This is a genomic window from Raineya orbicola (assembly GCF_002843425.1).
GTDB lineage: Bacteria > Bacteroidota > Bacteroidia > Cytophagales > Thermonemataceae > Raineya > Raineya orbicola.
The window spans coordinates 1-17,791 of the sequence record NZ_NKXO01000048.1 but is presented as its reverse complement, the minus strand read 5'-3'; the positions used below and the strand labels follow the sequence as shown (position 1 = coordinate 17,791).

The following is a 17,791-nucleotide window of genomic DNA, read 5'->3' as shown; positions in this document are numbered from 1 at the left end:
GTCAATTTGTGGTCTGGAATTATTGCCTACAAATTCCTAGATAAAAAGCCCACTATTAGAGATTTTCAAGAAAAAAATCTACTTACAAATTTTGAACTTTTTCAAGATATTGCCGCTTAACTCACGTTAAAAATCTTATGCAAAACAATGTTCGGCAATTGGAGTTAAGTTTCTGATTTTTTTGCAAATTTTAATTATGTTTTAGCCTTATACGTTGAGTATAAGGCTTTTATGTTGTTTTTTCAAAAATTTTTACGCTAAAAAACGCCCAAAAAAAATTCCACTTTTCCACCAATTTTGAAAATCCTGGAAAATTGAATACAATTTTTATTTAAGTATCTGATAATGAAATACATAATATTTTATTATTATTATTATTATTATATTTTAATGGTGGAAAATCGGTGGAAAATCGGTGGAAAACGTGGAAAGCGTGGAAAACGTGGAGTACACTTTCCACCAATTTTCCACCGACTAAACGATGTAAAGTGATTGAAATTCAATATCTTACAAAAAAAAGGAAATTAAGTTGCTGAAATCTTGACTACTCAAACAAACTTTCTACAAATCTTTCTACTTCTTTTTCTTCATAACCAAGATTATAGAGTATAAATCTTGCGTCTGAAGACATTAGTGTTTTAGATTTTATCAAATATTTCTTTTCTTTTGGCAAAAAAGCCCTCATTCTTCTATACAAAGTGGACCTACTCATTTTTATTCTTTCACACAATTGCGATTTTGTTATCATATCAAGTATTTTTTTGCCAAAAATACTAAAAAATGCTTGTTTGTGCAAATTTGTGTTACATCAAATTCGCTAAAATTCAATAAGTTTGGTTCAAATTCGTTCAAGTTTTTTTTTAATTTGCACAAATTAGTACAAATTAGTTCAAATGTATTCAAATTCATTTAAGTTCGTTTTCAAAAATACGCTCTATTGCCTTCAAAAACACGCTTTTGTAACTTTGTGATGAGCTTATTACTCAAATTTTATTTCCAAAATTGTGTGTTTGTGAAGGACGGAACAATTAAAATAGCGACATTATTCACGGGTATTGGTATAATTGGGTGGAGTTCGTATTTACTTGCCCTTAAACGAGCCGCCAGCAATATACAGATTGAAACAAATCTAAATGTAGATGCTTCATTTGAGGGCTTACAAATCCATTCAGACCCTATCATAAAAAACCCTACTCGTTTCAGCTTTGAAATTTCACACCCTTTCGTAAATCTTTTACTCAAAAAATCTGACGGCAAGACTACTTCTATTGGTAGTAGCAACCCACGTAATCAGTTTTATACTATCCCTAGTGCGGGTTCTGTTTCGCTTGATAGAATTACTATCAATGTAAATTGGCGAAACTTACCTATACTTTTGCAAGAAGCACGCAAGGGTAAGATTGAAATAGTTACGGAAACAATGCTGAACGTAACGTTACAAAAACTTTTTAATATGCGTTTGCCCATAACCGATAAACAAACGCATAGCATAGACACAAGTAAAATATCACATTGGCTCACGTCAATTTTTTAGAAAAATGGAAGCCAAAGGGAAAAGAGCCATTGCAGACGGCAAGGAATACGAAAAATATTTTGATGTAGCCCTCGGTACTACCGAAGTGATTGAAAAATACGCAAACCTTTCCGATACGATTGATTTAATGCAAAAAGCAATAGCAGAAAGCATACCGCAAACGGCACGTATCAGTAAGGTTTTGAAAGGCAAAGATATTTACGAAACGTGCAAAAATATTTGGCACTTTGTCTATAAGCATATTGCTTACCGCAGAGATGAAAAAGGTAAAGAGCAAGTCCGTACAGCTTTGCGGACTTGGCAAGATAGGCACAAAGGCGTGGATTGTGATTGTTACACGGTATTTATTTGCTCTATCTTGTGCAATTTGGGCATAGCCAATAGCTTTCGCATAGCAAAATATAATAAAAATGTAGGTTTTCAGCACGTTTATCCGATAGTGCCTTATGAAAACGCAAGAGGTTACATTGTAATTGATTGTGTTTTAGATAAATTTGACAAAGAACACCCTTTTATAGAAAAAAAAGATTACAAAATAACTATGGAAAATCTTGGATTTATTACCGAAGACCGCAAAGGTTACGATTATGTACCTGACAACGAATTTTTGAACGGCGAAATAGGCGTTGTACCTATATTGGCTGTTGGTGCAGGAATTGCAAAAGGTGGGGTATTAGCAAACATTTTAAGCAAAGGTAGTGGTATTTTGCAAAATGTAGGTGGAGCTGTCGGGAGTGTAGTACAGAATGTAGGTAAAATTCTTGGTATTGGCAAAAACAAAGAAGCTGCCGATGAAGCCGAAAGAGTGCTTACAGAAGCAAAAGGTAGATTGCAAGCTCTCAAAACACAAGTGCCACAAGAAATTGAGCAAATGCGTCAAATGGTGGCACAAGCCAAACAGAATTACGAAAACGAGCTTAATCAACTAATGCAAGTCTTAAATTCTATCTAACTATGACACAAGATAAGGACGTATTGGAGCTAATAAATGGTTTTGGTGAATTGGATACCTTGGCCTATCAAGAGCAAGATTTAGGTTTTTTGAGAGACATATTTGCCGCACACGCTGTACGCAAAGAAAAGGCTGAAAACGAGCTAAAAGCCGTACAAGCAGAGTTTGAAAGCCTTAAAGCAAGTGTCGAAAGGCAAATCAACCAGCTCAAAGAACAGGCACAAAGAGATGAGGCTGATTTTCAAAGACGCAAAGCAGATTTGGAAAGACAAATAGAAGCCAAAAGACAACAAAAAGCACAAGAGGCTCAAAAAAAAGCACAAGAGGCTCAAATGGCTATGGCTCGTACTTCATCTAATACAAGTACAAGTTCAACAACATCTACAAGTGCAAATGCACCCAAGGATAGTGCTAAAAACAACACAATGCTTTGGGTAGGTTTGGGAGTAGGAGCTGTGGCACTTATTGGTTTAGGTTTATTTGCTTTCCGTAAGAAATCATCAACACAAGAAAAATAATTGTATGCAACTGGAATATTTGCAAGGTATAGATGATGAAAGCACTGAAAGTGTTGCCGAATTGTTTGAGGGAGATTTGCCCGAAAGCATACAGGAGTATGTGGCTTTTGTAGAGCAAACACCTATGCAAACAAACAATTTAGGCAACCTATTGAGTTCTATCAAAGATAGAGTTTTCAATACAGTTTCCGACAGGCTTGCAGGTTTTGTAGCGAAAATGACAGGCTTGCAAAAAGATTTGCTTGATAAGGAAGTAATCAAACAATATGTACAACAAAAAGGATTTTCCACTTACCTTGCCGATATTTCAAGCAAAGCAGAAGCAGAAGGCTACAACTACGGCTATGGTTTTGGAGACGGCAACGCTCAAAATAACAATAGCTTGGATTTAGCTGAATATGTAGGAGAGTTTGTAAAGGAAGGCTTAAATAACGGATTTTTTACACAAGAGCAAATTTCAGCAATGAATACAGCTGATTTGCAAGGTAGTAAAGAATGGTTTTCAGCCAATAGAGCTACTTACAATTTGCTTACAAAAGACCAGCCCGCTTATTTTCAAAGCGTAATAGACGCTATCAATACGGCAAAAAATCGTATAGCGGTACCAGTTACACCAGTTGCAAATGCAACAAGTGTAACTGAGCTGGAGAAAAACACCTCTACTGAAAATTTGCCTGTATTAAATAAAATAGAAAACACAGATAACCCAAAAGAAAGCACACCTACCAAAGAAAGTTTTTGGCAAAAGAATAAAACAATTATTCTTATAGGCAGTGGCTTGATTGTGGCAGGTTTAGTGGCAGGTATTATTTACGCTACAAGAAAAAGTAAAGAAGTAAGTGGTGTTTTGAATGGTGTAAAACAAGTAAAACGCAAAGCGAAAAGAGGTGTATGAAAGTTTTTAATATGAACGATAATTTTGCCAATGAGCTTGTTTTAAGCGTTAAGCAAATAGATGACTTTGCAAGTGAAATGGTGCAAGAAATAGAAAAAGCTGATGTTTTTGCACAGACGCAAAGCAAACCTTCATACGCTCTTACCGTAGAGCCTCAAACGGAAACGGATAAAAAGACAAATGTAAATGCAAAACAAATACAAGCAAGTTCTACTTCTACGGAAACAATACAGCCAGAAATAGTATCTAAAAACAGCAAAACACAGCTATCTGTAAAAACCGATAGTGCCGAAAGAAAGCGAAAAGTGCATTGGTTAGAAGTTTTGCTCATAGCTGGTGGTATTGGAATAATTGCTTGGGCTTTACTAAAAAAAGAAGCCAAAGAGCAACCTAAAGAACAGCAACCCAAACAAAATCAAACATAAAACTTAAAACTCAAACTAAAAAACTATGATTGACGAAAAAAACGAGCAAGGGCTAATGGCAGGTCTTGCAGGTGTTATGCAACTTGCAGGCAAACTTGATGACAAGCAAATTTTTAGCTTGATAGCCACGGGCGTAAATAAAATCGCCGAGAACCAAAGAACCGCAAGTCGTGGTAGTCGTGAGGATTTTTTCAAATACTCTGATCGCTTGGAAAAAGGAGTAGTGGAAAAAATCAAAAAAGGAGAACTGCAAGCAGTAGATTACGAAATTATCAGCGTAGTTGAGGTTCCTGCGGGTGCGGGGAAAAGAAGTATAGATTTCTTTACCAGCGACCAAGTTTATAAAGCGGGTATTCATACCTTGAACAATGGACGCACCGAAAAGGACTTCAATATGATTGTGTCTGAAATCGGTTTGCTTGCGGCTAACTTTACAGCTCCTTTGACGGATGCCGCTATTTTGGATGCAAACTTTCAAAGTGTTTCAGCTTTTCCAAGTTTGAGAAATGCTTTTTTGAATGTTTCTTGCAACAATCGTATCATCACCCGCCACTTGCCCGTAAATAGCTTTTATGCAGTAAATTTGGCGTATGTGACTAACCAAGAACACGTTATTCGCTTGGACAACCCCAAATTTTTGCTTGGCAATGAAGTCCTTACCGCAACGTTAGAGTTCCAAGACGCCAGTGGTGTGCCTGCAAACACTATCGCAATGATTAAATTGCGTGGAACAGCTACCCTACCTCGCTAAGCTCCTAAAAGAGGGGGCAAAGCCCCCTTTTTTTACAAAATCTAACCTTTTGAAATATGTTGAAACATTTTGACAAAGTTGAGAAGATACAAGCCTTAAACTTTACTTTTACAGGTATTCCTAACGAGGAAGTAGAAAGCTCTATACGGATTGACAAAGGTTGGAGCAGAATAGTTGGAATAGGCGTGGTAAGCGAATTTTACCGAGAACCCTCTACAATTGAAGAAGCAACTTTTGACGGAAAAAGTGTGGATTTGTTGCCAAAGGGACTTTTTTCAGGAATTTTGCAAGGTTTTGATGTAGATTATATGCCTTGTGAAATAACTAATATGGATTTGAAAGAGGTAAAAATAAAAATTAGAGATTTGATAGCAACCGCCCGCAGAGTACAAATCTTTTTGATTTTAGACCGATGAAAGCCAGAGCCAAAGAAAAAAGAGCCGTTGAAAAAACATTTGTCATAGCGAAAGCCTATGAAGTAGCTCCTTTTACAGGCATTAGGCAATTTAAGTTTAGTTTCAAAATAGAAGAAGAGGGTTGGTATCAGTTTGTGCCAATACAAGGTAATTGCCGTACTCGTGTTGCAGTGCGTATCAAAAACAATGTAAGGCATTATTTTTTTAGAAGGCAAGAAACTTTGGCTTTCAACTTAAATGCAGTCAATTGTTTTGCTACTTCAATGTATCAGCCTCACGGAACTATTACAGAGCGATTTTTTATAGCAACCTCTGCAATAAAAAAGATTGGTATTGTAAAACTCAATAAAGGCGAATACGTGTCTGGAACAGCCCTTGCCGATATAAACATTATTTCAGGAACGGCATTTTTCCAATTGCTTTTGCAAAAAATTGTATACAAAGATGTTGGAGGCGTTGGTTAATAACATATTACACAAGCAGTGTTGTACAAAACACGAGCTTCGTTATCACGAGGTAACCCAAGACAGCTATTTCAATGATGACGAGTATTTTATTGTACAGGAACATCAAAGTTTAGGTACTCCTACGGGTTATTTTAGCGATAGCGAAATTATTGAGTTCAACCACACTGCACCTAATCAGATTTTTACAATCAATACGGGTTATTTTGAGTTTCTTTCAACAAACCCAAGCAAAACCGCAAGAGGATACTTGCTTACGATTTTGGAGCGAGAAAGTAAAACAAAAGAAAAACCGCAAAGCACTACCATTGAATTAGTTACAAATCAAGACAACGAAATAACCAAAGTAAAAGCCTATGCAAACATACCTTCTGAATGAAAATGGAGTTAGGTCTTTTTTGCAAGACTTAAAGAATATAAAATCAAAAGAAACTACTTGCCAAATTTTTCAAAAAGCGAAAAATGATGAAGGCAAAGAGGAGGAAATTGCAATTTCGGGACGGATAAAATCTTTATCAGAACTTGAACGAGAACTTATCAACCTAAAACATACCAGCAAAACCGATTTACTTGTCAGGGTTTATACAAGCTCAAGAAGCAACAAATCACAAGATTTTCATTTGCGTTCCGAAAAAACAGAAACTATGCAGGGCTTGCCTCAAAAAAATGACTTTGAGGCAAAATTAGATACAGAATTGCAAAAAATAAAACTTGAATTTGAAATTACAAGCCTAAAACAAGAAAATGAAAATCTTAAAGAAAAAAACACGCAACTTCAAGAAACTATCAAAGAGTATGAAAAAAGCATAGACGAATTAGAGGCACAAATAAGACCACTACAAAGGCAAGCCAATTTTGCCGATAAAATTATGCTTGGCGTACAAAATGCTTTGCCGATGATTGCACAACAACCAAAAGTAGTAGAAGTATTGAGTGGGCTTTTGCCACAAGAGCAAGAAAATGGAAATGAGCAAGAAAATGAACTTACAGAAGAGGAAGAAATGCTTTTGGATACAGCTAAAAGGCTTCAAGAGCAAGCAGGTGAAAAGACAAGGGTTATTTTTGAAATAGCTTTTGAACTTGCCAAAAAACAAGATAAAATCGGACAAATATTAGAGATATTGAATGCTTAAAATTATTGCAACTATGTACACAATATTTACCACAAGCGAAAAGAAAAAGCAAGTGCTTGAAAAAATCAGTATGCTGGAAGATGAAGTAATTGAGGCTCTTGCAAAAATTGATTTGAAAGACCTCAAAAAACTTGCTCAAATGGTTAATAATAATCCAAGTATCGTGAAGTTTGCTACAAAATTTGCAAGATAATGGCAAAATTACGTAAAAACGAAAAAGGCTGGGTAGGTAAAAGCATAGAAACAGGACAGCTCAAATGGCTTGTCATTGGTGGTGGTGCTTTACTGGTTGCAGTCGGTTTCGGTGTTTGGTATGTAGCAAGAAAACTAAAACAAAGCAAGCGGGAGAGGCAAATTCGCAAAGTGGAGGAAAAAACGCATATAGAAGGCAGTTTGGAGGCAGTTGCTAAAATCATTGCCGAAGAAGCCGAAAAGCCCTGGTATCTTGATAGCGACGAACAGCTTGTAATTGAAACTATCAAAAAATACATAAAAACGAAAGAAGACTACAATACACTAATAGATACTTACAGAAAACTGACAGGAAAGAATTTGAATGAAGAGCTTGCAAGATTTTTAGACCAAAACGAATTGCAAACTATAAGAGATATAGTTGAGCTGAAGCCTGAACGTATTGACAGAAATCAAAAGCCAATAGGTCTTCCCGATTACGACAAGAAAGCAGAAGAGTACGCCGATGAAATACATAAAATTGTAGAAGGAATAGATTTTAATTTTTTTGCAAAAGATAGTTGTATAAAACTTGGCGAACTCTTTGAAAAAATTACGGATAAGCAATTTTTTGAAAAAGTAAAACAAAAATACGAACAGAAATACGGCAATTTTTGGGAGGATATTTGGGACGAGTGGAATATACGCTTTGGGTTTAGAAATGGGCAAAATTGCGGAAAATACCTTGAAAGTTATGCAAAATCATTAAAATAAATCTCAAACTTTATTTTTTATGCAAGCAGTAGTTAAAAGTAAAAATAAAAGAAAACGCAAAAAAGCATTGGGCGAAACACCCAAAGTGCAACAAGGGATTATGGTAACTCCTGAGCGAATAGTTTTGTATGCTTTGGGTATAGTAGCCATAGGCGGAACTTTCTGGATAGCCAAGAAATATGTAGATAGTTTGGTTCAAAAAACGGAAAAAGACGACACGACCCAAGAACCTATTGTTATTAAACTTGAACAAGGTAATGCTGGGGGTGCAAGCGTAGTTTCTCAACCGCAAGTACCACAACAACCACAGCAACCCGCAGAACAGCCTACTCAACCACAACAGCAACAGCAAGATGTAGTTATTCCACCTATTACAGAGGATAGGTACTGGGGGGGAGTTACTGCCCAAAGAGATGAATTTCCTTTACGTAAAGGGCAAGGCGGGTTACGAGTAAAAGCCTTACAGCAAGCCTACCGAAAACTTGGCTATGGTATAAATAACGCAACAGGGTATTTTGGTGATGTTACTTTACGCATAACAAGAGAGCGTTTCGGCAAAGATAGTATAAGCCAAGAGGACTTTGTGCGTATTTTGAAGCAAGCCAATATGAAGGGGCTTGAAGGAATATTAGACGGAGTAGAACACTCTATTACAGCAAAACTGATACGTGGATAAAACTTGGTTTTATGGCAAAGCAAAAAACATCTTGGCAAACATTTTACGAAAAAAACACAGGTCTTGTATGGGCTGGTGGTGCGGTAATAGGTGTTTCGCTTCTGTATTTGCTTTACAAATACACAGGAGTAAAAAAAGCCTTTGCCAAACATAGTTTAGGCAAGTTTGATACTAAAAACACAAGCCAAGAGGTTCAAACTAAACCACAAACACAAGTAGTAGCTTTGCCACAGAATACAAGTCAAAGTCAAAACGTTTCGGGAAAATTTCCTTTGCGTTATCAATCGGCACCGCCTTACAATTTTAGCCAAGAGGTTAAAAACTTGCAAGAAGCCCTTAACAGGTTTTATGGCGAAAAATTGGTTACAGACGGCAAATTTGGAAATGCAACTTTACAGGCTTTACGCAAACATTTTCCAAATCTGAATGTAACGGAAATTTCCGAGCAAACATACAATATGATAATGCGAGGACAAAGCAAACAAGAAGTTGTAAGTCAAACCATTGATAGAACTTGGCTGGACGGACTTATTCGCTTGCAAGAAAGAGATAAAAGACGCATAGAAGAACTTAAAAAAGTTCCAACATTTGACAATTTTGCAGAGATAGCACGCTTAACACAAATTGTAGTACAAAGAGAAAAAGAAATAGAAGCAGAAAAGAAAAAATTAGGACTTTCGGGTACAGATATAGCTGAACTTGAAATGCTTTTAGCGGATACATTGCAAGGGTATTTGTAAGATAAATATGAAAGTAAAAGGAAATTTTTGGGTAGGTAATGCGGGTTTTGCGACCTTTTTTAATGAAGTAATACACCCCACCAACCCTGCTTTGTTTCCTGCAAAAATAAATGTATCGGGTTATGAACATTTTGCAAACAATATTTCCCTTTGGTCTCCTCGCTCTCTTTCTTTGGCAGAGTTTATCGCCGTTTTTTGTGCAGTCTATCAGGAAACTGGGGGACGTTTTGAAAGTATTAGCGAATATGGAACGGCTGAATACTTTGCTCAAAAACCTTACGGCTATCGTTACAGAGGACGTGGCTATTTACAAATTACTTGGGAAAGCAATTATCGCATCGTTTTTGACAGCCTGGGCTTGGCTCTTGATGCTTTTAGCGATGCAGAATTGGACGCACTTTTTAAGCAAGATAAAGTTGCTTTTGGGGCTATAAGGGTGCTATTTTCAGACGAAAGATTGCTCAAAAAACCTTTTGATGATTTAGCACTTGGTAAATACAAAGAATTTGGTACAAGGCTAAATGGTAGTCCTTATTACGGACAAACGCTTGAAAATAGGGTAATGTATATTTTAAGAAAGTTAGAAGGACAAAAAGTAAAAAACTCTGCTTTCTTGCGAAATAAGCCTAAAATTTTAACCACAATTGCTATTGTTGCAATAATTTCAGTTACATCTTACATAATTTACAAGTACAAAAAGGTCTCAAACTAAAATTTTATTGATATGGCAAAAAGTTGTAAATCTAAACCTCAACCCCGTGCTTGCAAAGCAATGTTTAAGAAAATGCAAGAAAGGGGTGTTTATGACAAATCAAAAGCGGGCTTAAAAGGCACTCCTAAAAAAACAAAAGCTAAAAAAGGCTTATCGGGTACTGAAAACTTGAATGGTGTAGCTTCTGGTGTTTTGATTGGTGCAGGTGTTGGTTTGGTGTTTTTGGGTGTTGGTGCTTATTTTGGGTACAGATACCTCAAAAATAAAGAAATTGATGGGATTATTTCTGACCAAGAAAAGGCAAACAACGCAAGGCTTGTAGAAGCTGACAAAACCAAAGCCAAAGAAAACTTGAAAAAGCTGAACTACTTGCAATTACGCAATTTGCGTAAAACACTCAAAGAAATGCAAGAAGGAAAAATAACAGCCGAAAGGCTAACCGACAAGCAGAAAAAGTATTTTGAAACGGCTCAAATTCCTTTGTCTGTTTAATGCTACAACAACTCTTAAATATTGCCAAACGCAATAAATGGGTAATTTTCAAGCGTCCTTATGAACTCAATATTTGGGGTGTAAGGAGCGAAAACACCCAAGCAGGCAAATTTGACGATTTGATTGTGGTATTTTGGAAAGATGAACGGCTGAATTGGCAACTTAAAAAATATCAAGCTACAACAGACCCAGGCACTTATTGGCTAAAAAACGCCATAAGTGCCGAGGCGGAGGCTTTGGGGAGTGCAATATTGAAAGAAGGACAATATTTGCATAGTTTTCAAAGACGCTATACAGCACGCTTGCCGTATCCTTACGAACTTGTGCAAATAAAACCCTTAACCATTTTTAGGGATTACAACCGAGACGCAATACTTGATTTTTACAACGGCAGGGAAACAACAGGTTTGTATGGTATCAATATACACGTAGGAGCAAGAAAAGACCAAAAAAGTATTGATATAGGACAATGGAGTGCGGGTTGCCAAGTTTTTGCAAGCTACAATGATTTTGCAGAGTTTGATTTGCTTTGCCAAAAACATCAAGGTTTGTATGGTGATATTTTCAGCTATACGCTTATAGACGAAAGGGCAAGGAAAAGGGCAAGGCGAAGGTTACTTTTGAAAGGTTTAGGCTTTGGAATTTTAGGAGGATTGGCTTTGTACGGTATCTACAAATTAGATGAAAAGCAGTGAAAAGGTTTTTGCAAAGATATGGAGCAAATTTGGGTGCTATTGCAGGCACAATAGCAGGATACGAAATTGCCAAAGCCCGCAAGAAAGATACCTTTTATTATACGCTTTTAGGCGGTTTTATCGGTATGGTTATCGGAAACGCTATTTCAGATGTAGTTAGTGATGATACAGGCAAGCTCACATATTGATTTAGGAGCTATTATCCAAGATGAGGAAAGGCTATTGCAAATGCTTACTCATTTGGCAGAACCTTTTCGCTTGGTACAATTTTCTTACGAAAATTTTATCAAAGAGTTAGGAAATAGTGTAGAAACCCCTATCGGCAAAGTAGAAGTAAATTACAGCCAATTTGTCAAAATTTTTCAAAAAAAGAGACAAAGATATTTCGGGCTAATTAAACCTACTTTTGAAAATCCTTTAATTATCATAAATCATACAGACCAAAATGGAAACATTAGAGAATTGTTTGTAAAAACATTTTTAGAAGATACCGAGAGGGTATTGTATTTTGTAAGTGTGGCAAAAGATAGTCTTGGTTTTTTTAGAATGGTATCTGGACATCTTAAAAGCAAAAATTCTATTCTAAAAAAAATTAGGGAGGGTAGTGTAACGCACCAAATCGGTACAATTCATACCGCTAATTTAATTAGCGGTTTTCACCTCTACGTTGAGGCAAGGGCTTTGACCTCCTCCAAGCAGGAAGCACCCAATTACACTACCTTAGAGCTTGGCTTTCCCTTCAAAATAAACAGCAAAAAATATGCCAAAACAATGTTGGGAGAAATAGACATACTTTCAAAAAAAATACAAGCCTACGAAACACTTGCTAAATACGCTACTGGCAGGCGGAAAGAGATTGCTTTGCAGGTATTGAAAGGTTTGTATTTGCTACAAAAACAGCAAGATAAAAAGCAAGAACAAGAAGGAACGAAGCAAGGGGGGTATGATGTTGTACGAATTCCTATTACTGACATTTTTACAGACACAAATCTATTTCAGCAACGCTCAAAAGAGTACAGCGAAAGAAGCGTGAATAATATTATTTCAGATGTACAAAATGGCAAATTTGTTTGGCAAAATTTTGACCCTATAACCCTATGGATTAAGCCTGAAAACGGCAAATATTACGTTTTGAGTGGGCATAGTCGTTTGGAGGCTTTCAAAAGGCTTTCAGCTATGGGGTATGCTCAATTTAATACGATACCTGCTAAAATTTTTGAAGGTACGCTTGCAGAGGCTCAAAAAATTGCCAAAAAATCAAATACACTTTCAACCAAAGAAAGCTATTTAGAAAGAGCAAAGTATTATCAAGATTTGCGTTCCGAAGGTGTGCCTGAAAAAGAAATTATTGCAGAAGCACGGCAAAATGAGGACAAAAACGCAAGTTTCATCTTAAACCTTTCACACTTAAATTTTAATGGAGAGCTTATACAAGACTTACAAATGCTTACGGCTAATGCTGATGATAGCGATAATACTGAAACGCTCAAACGTATAGCCAGTTGGATAGGTTACATTCGCTCTCGCTTGCCGCTTTTAGATAACCACGAAAACGAATTGTATAAGTATCTTGTAAAGGACAACCGCTATACTAAATACAACCAAAGCAGTCTTTTTGCAGAAGTAGAAAAGCGTTGGAAACAGCGTGAAATGTTTAATACACCAATTACAGAACCTTTGAATATGGAAAATTTTGTAAGCAAGACGCAGGTTGAGCTTACTTATGATGAAAATTTACGCCAAGCACGTAAAGCTCTCAAAGAGGCAGAGGAAGAGAGAGAAAACAAAAAGAAAGAGTTACTACAAAGTTTTAGAGAGCAATACAATCGTAAACCTACTGATGAAGATATAAAACGTATTCTTGAAATACTTTTGCCTTATGATGTGGCTATCAAACGAGCTGAACAAGAAGTTTTAAGGCTTGAAAACCAGAGAGATTTCATAAAACAGGAGGCAAAAAAGCAAATGAGTTTGTTTGGTTTGTTTGGGTCAGAATACACGCAATTTAAGGGAAAACCCAAAGAAGCTATAAAGTTTTTAATGAAAGTAAAAGAAGGGGAAGCTGTTGATGCTTTGTATAGAGATGATATTGGTTATGTTTCTATTGTTTGGGGCGAAAACAATGAAAAAAATGAAGGATATGGATTAAAACATATTATTGAAAAACACGGAGCAGATATTGAAGCACTTGGGTTTGCAATAGAAGACTTTATACCTATTGTTTTCGCCTTTGGTACATTTAATTCGGATAAATCTATTGACGGAAAAATTGTGTTGGATAGCGAAAGTTTTAGAATTATTATTCAAACAAACTTTTTTGGTGTAAAAAAGAAATGGTTACTATCTGCTTTTGACTTAAAAAAGAAAATGTCGCTTGGAAGCCTTGAAACCGTACTCGGCAAGACTTTTACAAATGAGCCACTGCCTCAATCAACAAGCGACAAAGAATGAACCTCAAAAATAATGCCAAAATTAACTTGTAAAACTATGAAATATTCGCAAGCAGACATAGCAGAATTAAAAAAAGCATTAGTAAGTGCAAAAGAAATTGGCGATGATGAACTTGCCAAAATGCTCTCTGAACAAATTGCAGAGATAGAGGCAGAAATGGAGCGGGCAAATATTAAGGATTTGGAAAAAGTAGATTGTTCAAAGGAGCAACAAGAAATACAGAAACTTAAAAAGAAAGTTTCGGAATTAGAACAAAAACTTAAAAAGAAAGTTTCGGAATTAGAACAAAAAAAGGCTACAACCGAAGTTAAAAGCAATTTACCTACGGTGGTTTCTAAAAGTAAAAAACAACCTAAAAAAACAACTACAAAACCCAGTGGGAAAGTAATTGCTTTACCTTCTTCTCAAAGCCAAAACAAATTGCCCGCTATTGTAAGCAAACAAACCAAACAGCAGGCAAACAAGGCAAAAGTCAAAAAAGAACCCAAAGCCGTCCTAAATATCAGTGAGCAAGTGCGTATTATCAAGCGTTTTGTAAATCTTATGAGTAGCAAGGGAAAAACTAAAAAAGCTCTTGAAAACTTGCTCTTGGCTATTAAAAAAGCCTTTTTGCTTAAAAAAATTACACCTTCAATGCCTTATTATGAAGTAGTGAAAGACATTGAAGAAATACTTGTAAAAGCCACACAAAGCAATGGCGATGTAGAAATATCAGTTTCTCAAAATGATATGGAAAACCTTAAAGATATTGCAAGTAGCGAAAAACGATTGCTTTCGGCAACCTATCTAAACAGCTATTTTAACCTTGCTCGTAGCGATAAGCAAGACAAAGCTAAAATGAAAAAATTAGCTGAAAAAATTAGCAATGCCTTAAAAGAAGGTTACATCAAGCAAAACGATATGTACTATAAAGAAGTCAGGCGGGCTTTCGGGAAACTAAATAGCGGTGAAATTAAGCTAAACGCCGATGAGCTTGCAGGACTTTCGGAAATCTGCTCTTGCGGTAAAACTTTGGCGGGTGTAGAAATAGATGCTGAAACGCTCCAAAACACTCAAATTGAAACTTTGGGGTTTGAGGGTATTTGGAAAGATTTTTTGGGTGATGTCGCCAAGCCTTTCAGTATGGTTATTTTTGGCTTACCCAAAACAGGAAAAACCTATTTAAGCCTAATGTTTGCCGATTACCTTTCACGGAATTTCGGTAAGGTTTTGTACGTAAGTGCAGAGGAGTTTGGTTCGCCTACGCTGGTGCGTAAAGTGCAAGATTTAGACTTACACAAGGATATTGTTTTTAGAGCTTCTTGCCCTGATGATGTAAGCCAATACGATTTTGTATTTGTGGATAGCGTAAATAGAGCAAACATTGAGGTTGAAAAAGCTGAAAAAATGAAAAACCAAAATTCTAACACAAGTTTTATTTGGCTATTGCAGGCAACCAAAGAGGGCAATTTTAGAGGTTCGCAAGAATGGACGCATAATGCAGATATTATTGTAAAAGTTGATGAAAACAACACGGCAACGGCACAAGGTCGTTACGGAGGAGGACAAATGAATGTTTTTGAAGTAATAGACTATGCAGAATAACAGCATACATACCGAAAGTTTCCCAAACGCAACAGGTATTATTAACGTACCTGCTGGGTTCTTGCTTGGTAGTATTTACAATAAAAGTAGTAATGATATTCTTGTTGTGTTAGGTTCAAGCAGTATCAATATTGCACCAAACACTATCTACAACTTTGAGTACATCGGCAAAACTTACCCTGAAATATCTATTATTGCGGGAGTGAATGTAATTGACGCAGTTTTTCATTACTGATAGACGTATGGGATACATAAATAAAGGAGGTAGTGGAGGAGGAGGAATTTTACCTGATTATTCGCTTTCTCCTATTGTTTATCCAAGAAAGTGGGTAAATGGAAATTTTGTATATGAAATTTCGGTGCAAGAAGTTTTAAGTAGTTGGGGATTTAATTGGTATTTTTTATTAAGTAAAACAATTGTTGATACTACCGCGATTATTGAGCATAGTTTTGCTTACACAGATGATGGTATAAATTGGTATAAGTTTGATAATTTCAATGTTTCGAGTGGGTCTTTTATTGCTTTTTTGCAGATTTACAATCCTACTCCAAACCAAATTTTAGTAACTGGCGTGATTAAATACACACTTGTAGAAATGCCTGTTTTAAGTTCTTAAAAATATGCCTTCTTCACACACAGAATTTTTGTAGGTAGTAGTGTTATGCAAGCTATTAACTGGATTGGCAAAATACGGATTTTCAAAACAACATTACCTTAATGGCAGACTTACGAGCATTGGTTGAGATTATTGTGGCAATTGTTTCTGCTTACTTTCTCATAAAAATTGAGAACGTAAAGCAACAGAAAGATATTACTACGCTTCAAAGTCGTGTGGATAAGCTGGAACAAAAACAAAACGAGGAAATCAGGGAAATGCACGGCTTTATTCGTGAAATTCGGGATATGATACAAGAACTTGAAATTAAGATTTTGCAGAAAGATAGACGTACCGAACATTAAAAACGCTATAAATATGAATTTTCGTTTTCAGAATTTTTGGAAAGATTTTGGGCTGACGTTGGTGGGCATTTTCATAAGCACTCTTGTAATTTTGGTTACTTTAGGCTTAATGTGGAAAGGCAAACTTACAGCCGAGCAAGCAACAACTTTTCTTAGTGTAATTACACCTGGAATTATCACCATTTACGGGCTTGCAGGGAGAGAAAATAAACCTAATAATTATGAAAACTCAAACGGCTCAAACGGCAAAACAGGATAAGCGTTTGCAAGAACGTACAGACGCTTTTGCACAACAAAGAAGCAAAGAGTATCCACAAGTAAAAAGCTATGTTCGGGACGCTGTTTAGACTTTCGGCTTATTTATTGCCTTTTGCGATAGGAATTTTTGCAGGCTACTTTGCGAAAGAGCAGTTTTTTACAAAACCTTGCCCCGCTTGTGTGTGTCCTGAATGCCCGCCTTCAAATATTACGTATTTGGTTATCAATAACGAAAAACTGAAAGTAAAGGGTAACGGCTCATTAGATTTGACCAATATTTTGAAAGATAATCAAATCAAGCAAGAAAACAAGGAACTGAACGAAAAGGACACCTTAAAACAAAAACCTGAACGTAAAGTATTTTTCAAACGAATTTTCGGTAAAAAGTAGAACTTATATGGCAGAATTTGAACCTTTTTTTCCGCATATACTTCGTTGGGAGGGTGGTTATGCAGATTACAAAGAAGACCCAGGTGGTTGCACCAAGTACGGCATAACTATCCACACGTGGAAAACTTTTGGTTATGATAAAAACGGCGATGGTATCATCACTTGCGAGGACGTAAAACGCATTACCGAAAAGGACGCTGAAGCGATTTATGAGCGTCAGTTTTGGTACGCAAACAATATGCACCTTGTAGAAAACCAAAAACTTGCCGAACTGATATGCGATTGGTGTATCAATAGCGGTGCAGGTGTTGCGATTGTGCGGGTGCAAAGGATACTGAACGAACTTGGGGAAAAATTAGCCACTGACGGCGTTTGTGGTATCCTTACAATTACGGCTATCAATAGGCACGCCAAAGAGCTTTACAGAAGGCTTTGGAAGGCAAGAGAGATATTTTACTACGATATTACCAAGCGAAACCCCGCTTTTCGGATTTTCTTGCAAGGTTGGCTCAATAGGCTCAATAGCTTTCCGAAAGAAATTTAAGATTTTAGGGTTTTAGAGTATTTTTTTCATATTTGTTTCATAGGCGTAAATTTGCCTTTACACCCCCTGCCCACTGGGCGGGGTGTTGTGTTTTGCTTGAACTTTAATTTTGAAATCAATGTTTTATTAACGTGAATTATAAGTCTAACTTATTGTTTTCAAGGGATTTAAATAAAAAAACTTAGGGTAATTGAAAAAATGATTAACTTTGAGTTGTACTTTTTAAATATTTAATCATATGAGTCAATTACCTCT

The 17,791-nt window shown here is 36.3% G+C and carries 27 protein-coding genes; all 27 read left to right on the top strand.

The features are described from left to right. The first annotated feature begins 1,012 nt into the window (after window positions 1-1,012). The 27 genes from Rain11_RS12230 (at window position 1,013) to Rain11_RS12105 (ending at window position 17,536) form a co-directional block, all read left to right on the top strand. Entirely contained in the window at window positions 1,013-1,534 is a 522-nt protein-coding gene (locus tag Rain11_RS12230; protein WP_133121590.1) for a hypothetical protein, read from the top strand. A 4-nt stretch (window positions 1,535-1,538) separates the two neighbouring features. Continuing rightward, a complete protein-coding gene (locus Rain11_RS12225; RefSeq protein ID WP_101359659.1) occupies window positions 1,539-2,486 on the top strand; it encodes a hypothetical protein in 948 nt (315 codons plus the stop codon). A 2-nt stretch (window positions 2,487-2,488) separates the two neighbouring features. After that, window positions 2,489-3,004, top strand: a complete 516-nt coding sequence (locus Rain11_RS12220; RefSeq protein WP_101359658.1) for a hypothetical protein — start codon at window positions 2,489-2,491, stop codon at window positions 3,002-3,004. Window positions 3,005-3,008: 4 nt separating this feature from the next. Then, window positions 3,009-3,899: a hypothetical protein gene (locus Rain11_RS12215; RefSeq protein WP_101359657.1), complete on the top strand. Its 891-nt coding sequence runs from the start codon at window positions 3,009-3,011 to the stop codon at window positions 3,897-3,899. Beyond that, window positions 3,896-4,324: a hypothetical protein gene (locus tag Rain11_RS12210; protein ID WP_101359656.1), complete on the top strand. Its 429-nt coding sequence runs from the start codon at window positions 3,896-3,898 to the stop codon at window positions 4,322-4,324. The genes Rain11_RS12215 and Rain11_RS12210 overlap by 4 nt, the downstream gene beginning before the upstream one ends. A 25-nt stretch (window positions 4,325-4,349) precedes the next feature. Then, window positions 4,350-5,075, top strand: coding sequence for a hypothetical protein (locus Rain11_RS12205; RefSeq protein WP_101359655.1), 726 nt, complete (start codon window positions 4,350-4,352; stop codon window positions 5,073-5,075). 56 nt (window positions 5,076-5,131) lie between these two features. After that, window positions 5,132-5,491 carry a hypothetical protein gene (locus Rain11_RS12200; protein WP_101359654.1) on the top strand — a complete coding sequence of 120 codons (360 nt, stop codon included), beginning with the start codon at window positions 5,132-5,134 and terminating at the stop codon, window positions 5,489-5,491. Beyond that, a complete protein-coding gene (locus tag Rain11_RS12195) occupies window positions 5,488-5,955 on the top strand; it encodes a hypothetical protein (RefSeq protein ID WP_101359653.1) in 468 nt (155 codons plus the stop codon). The genes Rain11_RS12200 and Rain11_RS12195 overlap by 4 nt, the downstream gene beginning before the upstream one ends. Beyond that, the gene (locus tag Rain11_RS12190; RefSeq protein WP_101359652.1) at window positions 5,936-6,334 is read left to right on the top strand and encodes a hypothetical protein; all 399 of its coding nucleotides are present in this window, start codon (window positions 5,936-5,938) and stop codon (window positions 6,332-6,334) included. The genes Rain11_RS12195 and Rain11_RS12190 overlap by 20 nt, the downstream gene beginning before the upstream one ends. Further along, window positions 6,312-7,088 carry a DUF3450 domain-containing protein gene (locus Rain11_RS12185; protein WP_101359651.1) on the top strand — a complete coding sequence of 259 codons (777 nt, stop codon included), beginning with the start codon at window positions 6,312-6,314 and terminating at the stop codon, window positions 7,086-7,088. Before Rain11_RS12190 ends, Rain11_RS12185 begins: the two co-directional genes overlap by 23 nt. Before the next feature lie 13 nt (window positions 7,089-7,101). Beyond that, window positions 7,102-7,281 (top strand): hypothetical protein, encoded by a 180-nt coding sequence (locus Rain11_RS12180; RefSeq protein WP_133121589.1) that lies wholly within the window; start codon window positions 7,102-7,104, stop codon window positions 7,279-7,281. Further along, window positions 7,281-8,033, top strand: a complete 753-nt coding sequence (locus tag Rain11_RS12175; protein WP_101359649.1) for a hypothetical protein — start codon at window positions 7,281-7,283, stop codon at window positions 8,031-8,033. Before Rain11_RS12180 ends, Rain11_RS12175 begins: the two co-directional genes overlap by 1 nt. A gap of 19 nt (window positions 8,034-8,052) precedes the next feature. Further along, window positions 8,053-8,709, top strand: coding sequence for a peptidoglycan-binding domain-containing protein (locus Rain11_RS12170; RefSeq protein ID WP_101359648.1), 657 nt, complete (start codon window positions 8,053-8,055; stop codon window positions 8,707-8,709). 11 nt (window positions 8,710-8,720) lie between these two features. Continuing rightward, window positions 8,721-9,449: a peptidoglycan-binding domain-containing protein gene (locus Rain11_RS12165; protein WP_101359647.1), complete on the top strand. Its 729-nt coding sequence runs from the start codon at window positions 8,721-8,723 to the stop codon at window positions 9,447-9,449. A gap of 7 nt (window positions 9,450-9,456) precedes the next feature. Next, window positions 9,457-10,161, top strand: a complete 705-nt coding sequence (locus Rain11_RS12160; protein ID WP_101359646.1) for a hypothetical protein — start codon at window positions 9,457-9,459, stop codon at window positions 10,159-10,161. A gap of 12 nt (window positions 10,162-10,173) precedes the next feature. Then, window positions 10,174-10,653, top strand: coding sequence for a hypothetical protein (locus Rain11_RS12155; protein WP_101359645.1), 480 nt, complete (start codon window positions 10,174-10,176; stop codon window positions 10,651-10,653). Further along, window positions 10,653-11,348 carry a hypothetical protein gene (locus tag Rain11_RS12150; RefSeq protein ID WP_101359644.1) on the top strand — a complete coding sequence of 232 codons (696 nt, stop codon included), beginning with the start codon at window positions 10,653-10,655 and terminating at the stop codon, window positions 11,346-11,348. The genes Rain11_RS12155 and Rain11_RS12150 overlap by 1 nt, the downstream gene beginning before the upstream one ends. Continuing rightward, the gene (locus Rain11_RS12145; RefSeq protein WP_101359643.1) at window positions 11,345-11,536 is read left to right on the top strand and encodes a hypothetical protein; all 192 of its coding nucleotides are present in this window, start codon (window positions 11,345-11,347) and stop codon (window positions 11,534-11,536) included. Before Rain11_RS12150 ends, Rain11_RS12145 begins: the two co-directional genes overlap by 4 nt. Continuing rightward, window positions 11,511-13,799 carry a putative barnase/colicin E5 family endoribonuclease gene (locus Rain11_RS12140; protein ID WP_101359642.1) on the top strand — a complete coding sequence of 763 codons (2,289 nt, stop codon included), beginning with the start codon at window positions 11,511-11,513 and terminating at the stop codon, window positions 13,797-13,799. The genes Rain11_RS12145 and Rain11_RS12140 overlap by 26 nt, the downstream gene beginning before the upstream one ends. Window positions 13,800-13,835: 36 nt before the next feature. Next, window positions 13,836-15,383, top strand: coding sequence for a P-loop NTPase family protein (locus Rain11_RS12135; RefSeq protein WP_101359641.1), 1,548 nt, complete (start codon window positions 13,836-13,838; stop codon window positions 15,381-15,383). Then, the gene (locus tag Rain11_RS12130; protein ID WP_101359640.1) at window positions 15,373-15,618 is read left to right on the top strand and encodes a hypothetical protein; all 246 of its coding nucleotides are present in this window, start codon (window positions 15,373-15,375) and stop codon (window positions 15,616-15,618) included. The genes Rain11_RS12135 and Rain11_RS12130 overlap by 11 nt, the downstream gene beginning before the upstream one ends. 7 nt (window positions 15,619-15,625) lie before the next feature. After that, window positions 15,626-16,000, top strand: a complete 375-nt coding sequence (locus Rain11_RS12125; protein WP_101359639.1) for a hypothetical protein — start codon at window positions 15,626-15,628, stop codon at window positions 15,998-16,000. 101 nt (window positions 16,001-16,101) lie between these two features. After that, on the top strand, window positions 16,102-16,344 hold the full coding sequence (locus tag Rain11_RS12120) for a hypothetical protein (protein ID WP_101359638.1): 243 nt from the start codon (window positions 16,102-16,104) through the stop codon (window positions 16,342-16,344). A gap of 13 nt (window positions 16,345-16,357) precedes the next feature. Beyond that, window positions 16,358-16,603, top strand: coding sequence for a hypothetical protein (locus tag Rain11_RS12115; RefSeq protein WP_101359637.1), 246 nt, complete (start codon window positions 16,358-16,360; stop codon window positions 16,601-16,603). Further along, complete coding sequence (locus tag Rain11_RS14165) at window positions 16,566-16,691, top strand: hypothetical protein (RefSeq protein WP_262502183.1); 126 nt, start codon at window positions 16,566-16,568, stop codon at window positions 16,689-16,691. Before Rain11_RS12115 ends, Rain11_RS14165 begins: the two co-directional genes overlap by 38 nt. Then, window positions 16,672-16,992, top strand: coding sequence for a hypothetical protein (locus Rain11_RS12110; protein ID WP_101359636.1), 321 nt, complete (start codon window positions 16,672-16,674; stop codon window positions 16,990-16,992). Before Rain11_RS14165 ends, Rain11_RS12110 begins: the two co-directional genes overlap by 20 nt. Window positions 16,993-16,999: 7 nt before the next feature. Further along, complete coding sequence (locus Rain11_RS12105; protein ID WP_101359635.1) at window positions 17,000-17,536, top strand: glycoside hydrolase family 108 protein; 537 nt, start codon at window positions 17,000-17,002, stop codon at window positions 17,534-17,536. Window positions 17,537-17,791: the final 255 nt, after the last annotated feature.